The following is a 12843-nucleotide window of genomic DNA, read 5'->3' as shown; positions in this document are numbered from 1 at the left end:
ATAACATATAGGGAATAAAAATACAAAATGAAATAATGTGAAATTTAAATAAAATGAAAAATAACCAGCTCCATAGAAGGGGAGCTGGTTAGAAAAATATTATTTAACAAAGCGTTTTTCGATATCATCTAATAGTAGGTTAGCAGCCATTACACCACCAGCTGTATTCCAAATAACGTCGTCAACTTTGTATGCTTTACCATTCTTCACTGCATTTAAGTTTTTAAATAGAGGATCGTTTATATATTCTTTTTCTAGTTCAGAGCCTTTTTTCTCGTTGCCTTTATCGAATGTGAAGTAGAATAATACATCGCCATCCATTGCAGAAATACGCTCTTTAGATACGTTACGTTCTGCAAAATCATTTTTATTTTGATCACCAGGACGTTTAAATCCAAGTTCTTTTAAAATAACACCAGAGAATGTATCACCGTGATAAATACGAACATCACCAGGCATGAAACGTACCATAGAAATTTCTTGATTTACTTTATCGCCAAGTTTTCCTTGTAAGTCTTTTGTACGTTTTTCGTAATCAGCTAAAACCTTTTGACCTTCTTTTTCTTTATTTAATGCTTTCGCATAAAATTTGAAGTTATCTTTCCATTCACCGCGTAATGTTTCAGAGAACACAGTAGGTGCGATTGCTTTTAGTTGCTCATATACTTTTTCGTGACGCATTTTGTTACCGATAATTAAATCTGGTTTTAAAGAAGCAATTGTTTCAACGTTAACTTGTCCTTCGTCACCAACAACTTTTACATCTTTCATTTTGTCCTTAATATGTGGATACCACGGATCACCAGTCCAAGACTTTACAGCACCAACTGGTTTCACACCTAATTCAAGTAAAGCTTCAGTTCCTTCATTCGTTAAAATAACGACACGTTTTGGATTAGCAGGAACTTCTGTTTTACCCATTGCGTGTTCAACCGTAATCATTTCTTTTTTATTATCTTCTTTTGTTGATTCTTCTTTGTTATTTGATTTTCCACAAGCACTTAAAAGAAGTGAAAATGCTAGTAAAAATACAAATACTGTAAACGATTTCTTTTGCATGAAATTCATTATGTACCCCCTACATGTTGAGAATATTTTTCAATAGCAAGCATGATATTAATCCTTTATCTTTGGATTGTCAATATATTAATGAAAATAATTCTCATTATCGTTGACAATGAGAATTAAGTTGAAATACACTTACAACGTATCATTATACATTGAAGGGGAAACGCTGCATGTTATTAAAAACAAATCAAGCAAAATGGATTGGATTATTTGTTGGGATCATTGCAGTCGTTATTTGTATTTGGGGAAGTATTATTTTCGGATATACAAATACGAGTTGGAAATTAGCGTTAGATGCTTTTTTCCATTTTAATGGTTCAAATGAACATATTATTATTCAAAATGTGCGTCTACCAAGGGCACTAATTGCAGCCAGTGTTGGTGCTAGTTTAGCCATAGCGGGTTGTTTAATGCAAACTTTAACAAAGAACCCACTTGCTTCTCCAGATTTTATTGGATTAAATTCAGGTGCTGCTTTCTTCATAGTTGTAGCAATTGTGATTTTTTCCGTTACATCATTATCAGCTTTCACTTGGATTGCCTTTTTAGGAACGGCAGTTGCAGCAGTACTAGTATTCGCTTCTAGTTCTTTAGGAAAAGAAGGGACAACCCCGCTCAAGTTAACATTAGCGGGTGTAGCGATAAGTGCTTTGTTTTCATCATTAACACAAGGGTTACTTGTATTAAATGAAAAGGCGCTGGAAGAAGTTTTATTTTGGCTTGCTGGATCTGTACAAGGGAGAAAGTTAGAAATTTTACAATCTGTATTCCCGTATTTATTAGTAGGTTGGATTGCATCTCTTATGATGGCAGGGAAAGTAAATACATTGATGATGGGAGAAGACGTCGCGAAAGGACTTGGACAACGAACAATTTTAATGAAATCATTCGTACTACTTATTATTGTACTGTTGTCTGGTGGTTCAGTTGCGGTTGCTGGCCCAATAGGATTTATTGGAATTGTTACTCCGCATTTTGCTAGATCTCTTGTTGGAGTTGATCACAGATGGAGAGTACCCTATAGCGGCTTGTTAGGTGCAATACTACTAATCTTGGCTGATATAGCAGCAAGATATGTCATTATGCCACAAGAAGTACCAGTAGGGGTTATGACAGCATTTATCGGAGCCCCATTCTTTATTTATATTGCACGTAAGAGAGGGCTTAGCAAATGAAGAAGTATATTCCGTTTCGTATAGGAAAAGAGGGGTTCTCGTTTTTAATGTATAAACGAGCTATTCTAGTCTTATTAAGTTTACTAGCTATTTTAATAGGATTATTTTTTGCCAGTGCAGGGATGGGCGATATGAAAATTGCTCCTTATGATGTATGGCAAGCGATTACCGGAAATGGCGATGAGATGTCAAATATGGTTGTAAATAAGTTTCGTATGCCACGTATTTTAATTGCTATTCTTGTAGGAATCGCACTTGCTGTAGCAGGATGTATTTTACAAGGGCTCGTTCGAAATCCACTTGCTTCTCCTGATATCATTGGAATCACAGGTGGTGCAAGTGTTGCAGTTGTACTCTTTTTAGCGATATTTAGTGATAAAAATAATGCGCTAACAGTAAGCATTCATTATATGCCGCTCGCAGCTTTTGCTGGTGCGACGATTGTTGCGTTTTTTGTATATTTATTTGCATGGAGAAAAGACGGGTTATCACCGATTAGTCTTGTTTTAATTGGTGTTGGATTTTGGGCATTAACGAAAGCGGCAACGACTTTATTTATGTTGTTAGCCCCAATTTATCAAGCGAGTCAAGCGAATGTATGGATTACAGGTACTGTTTATGGTTCTTCATGGCAAAATGTTATGGTACTTGCGCCTTGGGTTCTCATTTTAACGGTAATATCATTTATAGCGGCTAGACATTTAAATGCCCAAGAGCTAGGGGATGATATAGCAGTAGGACTCGGTGTTCCTTTAACGAAGTCGCGTGTATTCATGTTACTACTTAGTACAGCTTTAATTGGTGGAGCAGTCGCTTTCGCAGGAGGAATTGGATTTGTCGGTTTAATGGCACCTCATATTTCACGAAGATTAGTTGGCTCTTTCTACGGTGCATTGCTCCCAGTTGCGGCGATTATCGGTGCAATTCTAGTGCTTGCTGCAGATTTAATTGGGCGTACAGTTTTCACACCACTTGAAATTCCAGCAGGGGTATTTACATCAGCAATTGGTGCACCTTATTTTATTTATTTACTTTATAAAAGTCGGAATTCATAAAGGGAGATGAATATGCAAAAAGCATTGGAGACGAAACGCTTGACGCTGTCGTATGGTGAAACAATTATTATTGATGAGCTGAATTTAGAAATTCCAAAAGGGGAAATTACAATCTTCATCGGTTCTAACGGTTGTGGGAAATCAACTTTATTACGTTCACTAGCTAGATTATTAAAGCCAACAACTGGTGACATTTTGTTAGATAATCAAGCGATTCAAAGTATGCAAACGAAGCAAATCGCTCGTCAAATGGCGATTTTACCGCAAGGGCCACAAGCACCGGAAGGACTTACAGTATTGCAACTTGTTAAGCAAGGACGTTATCCATATCAAACATGGCTGAAGCAATGGTCAGAAAAAGATGAGGAAATGGTACAAAAAGCACTTGCGGCAACGGGTATGACAGAATTTGCTGAGCGTGATGTTCATGCTCTTTCAGGTGGACAACGTCAACGTGCTTGGATTGCAATGACCCTTGCACAAGATACTGATATTATTTTACTGGATGAGCCAACTACATATTTAGATATGACTCACCAAATTGAAGTGTTAGATTTATTATTCGAATTAAATGAAACAGAGAAAAGAACGATTGTTATGGTATTGCACGATTTGAACTTGGCATGCCGTTATGCAGACAACATTGTAGCTATTCAAGATAAACAAATATATGCGCAAGGTAAACCAGAAGAAGTTGTTGATCAAAAGTTAGTTCGTGATGTATTCCGTATGGAGTGTCAAATAAGCGCTGATCCATTATTTGGAACACCGCTCTGTATTCCGCATGGAAGAGGAAGAAGTGTACGAAAAGAAGCTGTTCAGGCGATGAGATAAAAAAACGATGAATAATTCATCGTTTTTTTTATTTTTTGCAAGAAAATAGTAGGAAAAGGGGAATACGTAAGCGACGTTCATATTCTTCTTTTCCCTGAAAACAGTTTCGATTTGGTGTGGCTTCTTTTAAGTTTGTAATTGTAAATCCGGCTTGTTGTAATAATGTAAAATATTCTTCCGTTGTCCGATGATATTTAATAACCTCTTGATCAATCCACGGCTCAACTCGTTTTCCTGTTTTGAAATAATCATCGACGAGCCAGCTAGTTCTTTTACCACTTGTTTGTAAGCTTTCAAACGAAGAGGTAATAACGGGATGTTGAACGCTAAAGGTAAAGGTCCCGTTTGTTTTTAAAGTTTGAAACACATTTTGAAAAATGATATCAAGATGTTCAATATAATGTAAGGCGAGTCTAGATGTTACTAAATCAAAAGTAGAAGGAGGATAGGTATAGTCTTTGAGGTTTATAAAATGAACAGATCCATTTTTATTTTCTAGGTGCTTACTAGCTTTTTCATACATGAGCTCGGAGCTTTCAATGCCAGTGTAAGAGTGGCAACCATTTTCTAATAATTCCTCGCCAAATTTAGCGTCACCACAACCTAAATCGAGAATTTGTTTTCCTTGTACATCACCAATGAGCTGAAAGAATGCTGGTTTTTCAAGTACTTCGTTTGGGCTATTTTCTCGATATCTTCGCTTCATATATTGTTCTAAAAACGATTCGTTATTATATACATCAGATTCTGTAAATACCATGTTTGAAGCCCCCTTGAATATTTTTTTCATTCTATCAAATATGAAAAGTAAATAATAGATTTCTTGTAATGAATCGTATATAATCTAAAATTGTAAGCGGTTTCTTTAAACTATTTTTCTATAATAAATTCTGAAAACGTGTTAAGCTAGTAGAGGGATTATTAGAACTATTAAGACAATAATTCGCTTACATGAACGATGGGAGGCTTCACAATGTCTAGTAAAACACTTGCAAACTTTTTAGAAGAAAATTTAGAGGATTTAAAATCAAAGGGGCTTTATAACGTAATTGATCCGCTTGAAAGTCCAAATGGACCGATTATTACAATTAGCGGAAAAGAATATATTAACTTATCTTCAAACAACTATCTTGGATTAGCGACTGATAATCGCTTACAAGAAGCAGCAATTGGTGCAATTCATAAGTACGGCGTTGGAGCAGGAGCTGTTCGTACAATTAATGGTACTTTAGATTTGCATATCAAATTAGAAGAAACAATTGCAAAGTTTAAACATACAGAAGCAGCAATTGCTTATCAATCAGGATTTAACTGTAATATGGCAGCGATTTCAGCTGTTATGGATAAAAATGATGCGATTCTTTCAGATGAATTAAACCATGCATCTATTATTGATGGTAGTCGTCTATCAAGAGCGAAAATCATCGTTTATAAGCATTCTGATATGGAAGATTTACGCAAAAAAGCAATCGAGGCAAAAGAATCAGGTCTTTATAATAAATTAATGGTTATTACAGACGGTGTTTTCTCAATGGATGGAGATATTGCAAAATTACCAGAGATTGTTGAAATTGCAGAAGAGCTGGATTTAATGACATATGTAGATGATGCACACGGTTCAGGGGTACTTGGCAAAGGTGCAGGTACTGTAAAACATTTCGGCCTTTCTGATAAAGTTGATTTCCAAATCGGTACATTATCAAAAGCAATTGGGGTAATTGGTGGATATGTAGCTGGGAAACAAAACTTAATCGATTGGTTAAAAGTGCGTTCACGTCCATTCTTATTCTCAACAGCTTTAACACCAGCTGATGCAGCTGCTTGTATGAGATCAATTGAAATTTTAATGGAAAGCACAGAGTTACACGATCGTTTATGGGAAAATGGTCGCTATTTGAAACAAGGGTTAAAAGAACTTGGCTTTAACATTGGAGAAAGTGAGACACCAATTACACCTTGTATTATTGGTGATGAAGTATTAACACAAGAATTTAGTAAACGTCTAAATGAAGAAGGCGTATATGCAAAATCTATCGTATTCCCAACCGTAGCAAAAGGAATGGGACGCGTTCGAAATATGCCTACAGCAGCTCATACGAAAGAAATGTTAGATGAAGCAATTCGTAAGTATGAAAAAGTAGGGAAAGAAATGGGTATCATTTAATTAACGACATCTTTTGAATAGCTTGCAAATGAGGAGTGGGAAAAATGAAAAAAATTCTAGTAACCGGTTCTTTAGGGCAAATTGGTTCTGAACTAGTAATGAAACTTCGTGATGTATACGGTGCATCAAACGTTATTGCAACAGATATTCGTGAAACAGATAGTGAAGTGGTAACGTCTGGTCCATTTGAAACGTTAGATGTAACAGATGGACAAAAATTACATGATATTGCAAAGCGTAATGAAGTAGATACAATTATTCATTTAGCGGCTTTACTTTCAGCAACTGCAGAAAAAAATCCGTTATTTGCTTGGAATTTAAATATGGGTGGACTTGTAAATGCATTAGAAGCAGCACGTGAATTAAACTGTAAGTTTTTCACGCCAAGTTCTATCGGTGCATTTGGTCCATCAACGCCAAAAGATAATACACCACAAGATACAATCCAGCGTCCTACTACGATGTATGGGGTAAACAAAGTAGCAGGAGAATTACTATGTGATTATTATCATCAAAAGTTTGGCGTTGATACGCGCGGTGTACGTTTCCCAGGTTTAATTTCTTACGTAGCTCCTCCAGGAGGCGGAACGACTGATTATGCAGTTGAAATTTATTATGAGGCGATTAAAAAAGGCGCATACACCTCATACATTGCAGAAGGAACGTACATGGATATGATGTATATGCCTGATGCTTTACAAGCGATCATTTCATTAATGGAAGCTGATCCAAGTAAGCTAGTGCATAGAAATGCGTTCAACATTACAGCAATGAGCTTTGAACCAGAGCAAATCGCAGCATCAATCCGTAAACACATCCCGAACTTTACAATGGATTACGCAGTAGACCCAGCTCGTCAAACGATCGCTGATAGCTGGCCAAACTCTATTGATGCAACAGCAGCAATGAAAGAGTGGGGCTTTAAAGCAGAATATGATTTAGACAAAATGACAACTGACATGCTTGCTAAGTTAAAAAAAAAGCTTGCAGCTGAGTTAGTGATGAATTAATAGGAAGAGTCGATTCTTAGGGATCGGCTCTTAATTATTTTAGGAAGGGAGAAAAACAACATGCAAAGAGTTGATGTCGTATATGCACTAATACATGATGAAGAAACAGATAAAATATTAATGGTACATAATGTAGAACAAAACGTTTGGTCACTGCCGGGCGGGGCTGTTGAAAAAGGTGAAACGTTAGAGGAAGCTTTAGTAAGGGAAGTAAAAGAGGAGACAGGCTTAACTACCGTAACAGGTGGACTTGTCGCAATAAATGAGAAGTTTTTTGAGAAGCAAGGCAATCATGCGCTATTGTTTACATTCCAAGCAAATGTAGTAACAGGTGAACTTAGTGCAGAAGATGAAGGAGAAATTTCCGCAATCGAGTGGGTAGATAGGAAAATTGCAAATGAGCGATTCCCATTCTATGACGGAGGATTCGAATCATTGTTAGAAGTATCCATTCCATACAAGTTTCAATCAGAAACAAAGTGATTGAAAGAAAAAACAGGAGCGACAAGGCTCCTGTTTTTCTATTCAATCGTCTTCAGTAATAGTTTCTTCAACAATGGTTTAATCTTCAGGCGTAAATCTTCAGCATGATTTGCAACTAAGAAGTGATGGTTATAAATGTTTTTCATTAGTTGATAAGTCGCTTCTTTCGCTTCGCCTTCTTCGATGAAGATACCGATTACTTCCATACCACTTTTACGAGCGAGTTTGACAGCTTCATGTGTATCTAAAATACCGTCTTGTTGATAGTCTAATGCAGAAGGCTCACCGTCTGTAAAGACAAGTAAGAATTTATGCTTTTCTGGTCTTTTCGCAAGCTTTTCAGAAACGATGCGAATAATATACCCGTCGCGGTTATCTTCTTCTTCGCGAAGTTGCATAATTTCTGGACCGACATTTGGTAACGTTGAGTTTTTATACGTAACAACTTCATGAATAACATTCGGTTTATCTTCAGGTTTAGCACTAGAAGCATCTTCCCAAAATCCGCTAATAGCGTGCGGGATTTTTAAAGATTTTAAAGCTTCATGGAATAGGACCACACTCTTCTTCGTTTCTTCCATTTTGTTATACATAGAACCAGAGCAGTCCACTAATAGTTGGAATGCAACGTCGAGCTCTTGTGATTCTTGTCCTTTTTTATAAAACATCCGCGGCTGCTTTTCTGTATAAATACGAAGGAATTTCTTACGAAGTCTTCCGTAATATTTATCACTATTTGCATTCGTTTTGTTTTCAATTGTTTTTTCGATGATTTTCTTTAATTCTTTTACATCTTTATTAACGACTGATTTGATAGCTTGGTAATCTTTTTTCTCATCAGGATTTGATTTGCGAGCTTCTTTAAATGTATGAGAAGCTCCCACATTATACTTGCCGTATGCACCGTCGTTTTGGCTAGAAGCATGAGACGCTCTTGCTTCCTCTGTATCAGCACCATCAAAGTTAGATTGTGTACTTTTTTGGGAAGTACCTTGTACAGAACCAAGTGCTTGGTCACCATCTTCTGATTCACGAGCAGTATCACCCATCATATTTGTTTTTGTTCCGCTTTCTAATTCAAAGCGTAAAAAGTTCTCGTTTTCATTGTTTTTATTTTCACGGTGCCATGTCGAGAAGCTTTCATCCATTTTGTTTTTGTTATCATCGTCATCTAGGAGCTGCGTATCATCATTTGCTAATTTTTCAGCGCGACTGTCTTTCTCATCTGCAATAACAGATAAATAAAGCGGGGCATGTCCGAAATAATTATTAAGCATATCACTTTCAAGAAGTCCTTCTAAGCGATAGCGAATTTTCTCAACGATATACATAATATCTTCCGTATTACGAGCTTGGAATGTTTCATGCAAAATTGATTCAATTTGCTCGAAATATTCATTATTAAACATTTCATATTTATCACTCGTTAACGAAAGATAGCATAGACAAAATAGACGGTCACCGTGATAGTTACGAACACGATTTATTTCATTTTGTGAGCCAAAGTAATTGCGATACATTTCTTTTCGGCGTTTAAAAATGTGTTTTGTGCCAGGACGTAAATTTTTGACGATTTCCTCAACACGTAAATCTTCTAATAGAACAAATAATTGTGTTAAAAACTTTTTTAGAGGCGATTCTTGTAATTCAATCGCATAAGAACGAATTAAAGTCATGTCCGAGTAATGTTTATTACCAAGTGCCTTTAAGAACACTTCGCTTTTTAATCCGATTACTGTATCCTCTTCTTTTCGATCATCCCAAAAGTGACTAATGACAACCTTTTTTTCAATTTCGTCGTAGTATGCTTTATAGCCATACTCAAGATAGGCATCGTCTTCTTTTAGAAGAGCATACATTAAGTTTTCCATTTGTAGAAACAGCGACGCATCAATTTTTTTGTCACTAAAAATTTGTCTCATGAATTATTCCTCAAAGAAATAACTTTCTGCTAATTCACGGACAGTCATTTGTTCTGTTTCATCGTTTAATTTTGCGATAATACTACGTTCAATTGCACGCATAACAGGAATATATACACCTAAATCACATGCATCGATAATGCCACGAATACTAGCTGCTTCTTCACTTACGCGTCCATCACGAGCTAAAGGCATAAGATCGCTTGCGAATGCAACGAACTTTTCAATTGTTGCAACATCATTTAATTTTGATTCAGATAGTAATAGTTCTTTTAATGTATCACCTTGAATGTAAGGAACTTCAATAATAACGAAACGGTTTTTTAACGCTTCGTTTAGTTCACTTGTCCCAACATAACCTTCATTAATCGCAGCGATTACGCGATATTCGTCATCACCGTATACAACTTCTTGTGTAAATGGGTTTGTAATCATTTTACGATAATCTAACGCACCATGAAGAAGTGGTAATGTTTCAGGTTTTGCCATATTGATTTCATCAATATATAAGAAATGACCGTTCTTCATTGCCTTCATAAGAGGACCATTAACGAATGTAACTTCAGATGCACCCTCTTTTGTTTGTAATGTGTTGTATCCTAAAATACCTTCTACATCTAAGTCGACAGAACAGTTAATGCTATGCATTGGTTTTTGGAATAAAGAAGAAAGAGTTTCAGCTAGTACTGTTTTACCACTACCAGTTGGTCCTTTTAATAGAATGTTTTTACCAAGTAAAAGTGCTGTAATGGCATCTTCAATAATGCTGTTATCAGATGCTTTATATATTTTCTTTCCAATTAAATGTGCATTTTCGCCAGCTTCTTGTTTGTTTTTTTCGTGAAGGGCTGAGAGCTGTTGTTTTAAATCAGCGTGTATATGAAATTGTTCTAACATGTATTTCCCACCTAACATTATTTTCATAAAGTAATACATCTTATGATAACTTGTTTTAATATGGTATGCAAAGAAAAGGAGAGAGGGGAAATGTAAAAGAAAAAGCAATCAATATTATATTGATTGCTTATAGCAAAGGAGAAATGAGTCGCATGAAAGACTCTAATATTCGTTTTTTGATACTTCTTTTTTGGAACGAGTTCCATTTAATTTCAGTGGAATGCTTAAAGTCTTCTTCAAAATCATGTTTAATATCATGAACGGTTTCTGATTCATAAAGTACACTAATAATTTCATAATTTAACTCAAAGCTACGTACATCCATATTTGCTGTTCCAATTGTTGCGATCTTATCATCAACGAGTACAATTTTCGCATGCATAAAACCATCTTTATAACTGTAAATGGAAGCACCAGCTTTTAAAAGTGGAGTGAAATAGGATTGAGATGCTTGATCACTAATAATACTATCACTTTTACCTGGATATAAAATGCGTACATCTATGCCAGATATTGCACTTAAGCGTAATAATGTTAAAGTTTCTTGATCGGGAATAAAGTATGGTGTAGCAATCCAAATAGATTTTTTGGCAGAGCCCATAACAGCTAGTAATGTATTACGAATACTTTTATCATCTGAGCTTGGTCCACTTGCTACAATTTGAACAGCACCTTCTGCATTCGAAATTTCTTTACCAGGGAAGTATTGTACATTCATAAATTGATCCCAAGAATAGTTACTTAAACCACTAGAGGCATAGAGCCAATCTTCTAGAAAGATTGCTTGTAATTTATATAATGCTTTTCCTTCTATTTTTAAATGACTATCACGCCAAACGGGAAATTTCTTTGAACGGCCGAGATATTCGTCACCGACGTTGAGTCCTCCAGTAAATCCAATTTCTCCATCTACAATAACAATTTTACGATGGTTACGATAATTGACTGTCTCAAGTAACCAAGCTGAAAAAATAGGATCAAATTCTACAATTTCAATACCAGCTTCTTTCATAGGATGTAAAAACCGTCTTCTTAACGTGTTACTTCCGAGTCCATCATAAAGGAAGCGTACAATAACCCCGGATTTTGCCTTCTTTATTAAAGCATCCCGAACTTTTGTACCAATCTCATCGGCTTTATAAATATAGTATTGAATATGTATATGGTGTTTTGCATGCTCAATAGCGTGCAGAATTTCTGAAAATGTTTGATCTCCGTTTGTTAAAAGTTTTGTAGTCGTTCTATCTGCGGCAGGACCGCCTCCGAATTTTTGTACTACTTCTGTTAAATGTATAGAACGCTCATGTAATGGAACTGTAAGAGAAAGTTCTAGTCGTCTTCCTTCTAATATTTCACGGAATAATTTTCTTTGTTCTTCTGAACGATGAAGATGTTTTTTTCTTCTCCAACGGCTACGACCGAAGAGGGAGTATAAAAGCACACCTACAACAGGAAGAAGTGCTAATACTAAAAACCACGCTAAGGTACTTTGAGGAGACCTGTTTTCGATAAAAATAACGAATGAAATTCCTACGATTGTGATGGACCATAGAGCACCAACAAACGTATATAACGAAATAACCGATGTATTTAATAGGAAAAGAACGATAGATACGATTGTAAATATTAATAATAATTGAACGATAGGCTTCTTCATTTCTATAAAATTCCTCTAATCTTTCTTAAATATATACTTCTTATATAAAAGTTGTAATCTGACATTCTTATTATAAAGTGTTTTGTTTTTTTTACAAAATATAGACATTTTCCCCATGCTTTCCGCATTTGTCCTACATACAGTATATTATTACATTTTTATATAGAAAAGGAGATGAATAAAATGTATGGTCGTCCAGTTGGAGGGTTCGGACATGGCGGATTTCATGGGAGTTTTGGACATTCTCCATTTTTTGGCGGAGGATTCTTTCCTGGATTTGTAGCAGGGGCTTTACTTAGTCCTGCGTTTGGTTATGGCGGATATGGTTATCCATATTATTCAGATACTCCATACTATACGGAGTATCAGTAGAATCCTTATTATTCCACATATAAAAGAGAGGCAGAACTATATGCTAAAAGGAGAGGAAGAAAAATGAACTATAATGGAAATTATGGAGGATATGATCGGAATCATCACGGGGGTGGAGGGCACCATCATCACGGCGGGCATAATCATCATGGTGGACACAATCATTATGATCACCACCACCATCACGGCGGCGGATGGGGCTGGGG

General features: G+C 36.0%; 12 protein-coding genes. 7 read left to right on the top strand and 5 right to left on the bottom strand.

The annotated features are described in order from the left end of the window. Nucleotides 1–99: 99 nt before the first annotated feature. Nucleotides 100–1068, bottom strand: coding sequence for an ABC transporter substrate-binding protein (locus V7038_RS04140; RefSeq protein ID WP_070146183.1), 969 nt, complete (start codon nt 1066–1068; stop codon nt 100–102). A 170-nt stretch (nt 1069–1238) separates the two neighbouring features. Here V7038_RS04140 and V7038_RS04135 point away from each other — a divergent pair, with 170 nt between their 5' ends. Genes V7038_RS04135 through V7038_RS04125 form a run of 3 tightly spaced genes read left to right on the top strand, consistent with a single transcriptional unit; the run spans nt 1239 to nt 4132 of the window. After that, entirely contained in the window at nt 1239–2243 is a 1005-nt protein-coding gene (locus V7038_RS04135; protein ID WP_002159320.1) for a FecCD family ABC transporter permease, read from the top strand. Then, nucleotides 2240–3298 (top strand): FecCD family ABC transporter permease, encoded by a 1059-nt coding sequence (locus V7038_RS04130; protein WP_335469249.1) that lies wholly within the window; start codon nt 2240–2242, stop codon nt 3296–3298. Before V7038_RS04135 ends, V7038_RS04130 begins: the two co-directional genes overlap by 4 nt. Nucleotides 3299–3310: 12 nt before the next feature. Then, nucleotides 3311–4132, top strand: a complete 822-nt coding sequence (locus V7038_RS04125; protein WP_002114020.1) for an ABC transporter ATP-binding protein — start codon at nt 3311–3313, stop codon at nt 4130–4132. A gap of 28 nt (nt 4133–4160) precedes the next feature. On the opposite strand, the gene V7038_RS04120 is transcribed toward V7038_RS04125, so the two are convergent. Next, the gene (locus V7038_RS04120; RefSeq protein WP_335469246.1) at nt 4161–4892 is read right to left on the bottom strand and encodes a class I SAM-dependent methyltransferase; all 732 of its coding nucleotides are present in this window, start codon (nt 4890–4892) and stop codon (nt 4161–4163) included. 213 nt (nt 4893–5105) lie between these two features. On the opposite strand from V7038_RS04120, the gene V7038_RS04115 reads away from it, so the two are divergent. The 3 genes from V7038_RS04115 to V7038_RS04105 are packed head-to-tail and all read left to right on the top strand — an operon-like array spanning nt 5106 to nt 7789. Further along, a complete protein-coding gene (locus tag V7038_RS04115) occupies nt 5106–6296 on the top strand; it encodes a glycine C-acetyltransferase (RefSeq protein WP_078180279.1) in 1191 nt (396 codons plus the stop codon). A gap of 44 nt (nt 6297–6340) precedes the next feature. Beyond that, on the top strand, nt 6341–7306 hold the full coding sequence (locus V7038_RS04110) for an L-threonine 3-dehydrogenase (protein WP_070169852.1): 966 nt from the start codon (nt 6341–6343) through the stop codon (nt 7304–7306). Between the two features lie 60 nt (nt 7307–7366). Beyond that, nucleotides 7367–7789, top strand: coding sequence for an NUDIX hydrolase (locus tag V7038_RS04105; protein WP_070127904.1), 423 nt, complete (start codon nt 7367–7369; stop codon nt 7787–7789). Nucleotides 7790–7827: 38 nt separating this feature from the next. On the opposite strand, the gene V7038_RS04100 is transcribed toward V7038_RS04105, so the two are convergent. From V7038_RS04100 to V7038_RS04090, 3 genes are all read right to left on the bottom strand, one after another. Then, nucleotides 7828–9711, bottom strand: a complete 1884-nt coding sequence (locus V7038_RS04100) for a vWA domain-containing protein (protein ID WP_002114034.1) — start codon at nt 9709–9711, stop codon at nt 7828–7830. 3 nt (nt 9712–9714) lie between these two features. Continuing rightward, nucleotides 9715–10608: an ATP-binding protein gene (locus tag V7038_RS04095; RefSeq protein ID WP_002201800.1), complete on the bottom strand. Its 894-nt coding sequence runs from the start codon at nt 10606–10608 to the stop codon at nt 9715–9717. Between the two features lie 127 nt (nt 10609–10735). After that, nucleotides 10736–12265, bottom strand: coding sequence for a cardiolipin synthase (locus tag V7038_RS04090; RefSeq protein WP_002114044.1), 1530 nt, complete (start codon nt 12263–12265; stop codon nt 10736–10738). Nucleotides 12266–12448: 183 nt separating this feature from the next. On the opposite strand from V7038_RS04090, the gene V7038_RS04085 reads away from it, so the two are divergent. Further along, entirely contained in the window at nt 12449–12637 is a 189-nt protein-coding gene (locus tag V7038_RS04085) for a hypothetical protein (protein WP_002114046.1), read from the top strand. Nucleotides 12638–12843 lie beyond the last annotated feature (206 nt).

The organism is Bacillus sp. JJ783 (assembly GCF_036963225.1).
Lineage (GTDB): Bacteria > Bacillota > Bacilli > Bacillales > Bacillaceae_G > Bacillus_A > Bacillus_A cereus_U.
Note: the sequence above shows the minus strand (reverse complement) of the source record. Positions and strands in the feature narration are given on the sequence as shown.

Excerpts from the sequence above, each read along its gene's own strand:
- V7038_RS04100 (WP_002114034.1), bottom strand. The coding sequence starts at position 9,711 with ATGAGACAAATTTTTAGTGACAAAAAAATTGATGCGTCGCTGTTTCTA.
- V7038_RS04105 (WP_070127904.1), top strand. The coding sequence starts at position 7,367 with ATGCAAAGAGTTGATGTCGTATATGCACTAATACATGATGAAGAAACA.
- V7038_RS04120 (WP_335469246.1), bottom strand. The coding sequence starts at position 4,892 with ATGGTATTTACAGAATCTGATGTATATAATAACGAATCGTTTTTAGAA.
- V7038_RS04130 (WP_335469249.1), top strand. The coding sequence starts at position 2,240 with ATGAAGAAGTATATTCCGTTTCGTATAGGAAAAGAGGGGTTCTCGTTT.
- V7038_RS04140 (WP_070146183.1), bottom strand. The coding sequence starts at position 1,068 with ATGAATTTCATGCAAAAGAAATCGTTTACAGTATTTGTATTTTTACTA.
- V7038_RS04090 (WP_002114044.1), bottom strand. The coding sequence starts at position 12,265 with ATGAAGAAGCCTATCGTTCAATTATTATTAATATTTACAATCGTATCT.
- V7038_RS04115 (WP_078180279.1), top strand. The coding sequence starts at position 5,106 with ATGTCTAGTAAAACACTTGCAAACTTTTTAGAAGAAAATTTAGAGGAT.
- V7038_RS04095 (WP_002201800.1), bottom strand. The coding sequence starts at position 10,608 with ATGTTAGAACAATTTCATATACACGCTGATTTAAAACAACAGCTCTCA.
- V7038_RS04135 (WP_002159320.1), top strand. The coding sequence starts at position 1,239 with ATGTTATTAAAAACAAATCAAGCAAAATGGATTGGATTATTTGTTGGG.
- V7038_RS04110 (WP_070169852.1), top strand. The coding sequence starts at position 6,341 with ATGAAAAAAATTCTAGTAACCGGTTCTTTAGGGCAAATTGGTTCTGAA.
- V7038_RS04125 (WP_002114020.1), top strand. The coding sequence starts at position 3,311 with ATGCAAAAAGCATTGGAGACGAAACGCTTGACGCTGTCGTATGGTGAA.
- V7038_RS04085 (WP_002114046.1), top strand. The coding sequence starts at position 12,449 with ATGTATGGTCGTCCAGTTGGAGGGTTCGGACATGGCGGATTTCATGGG.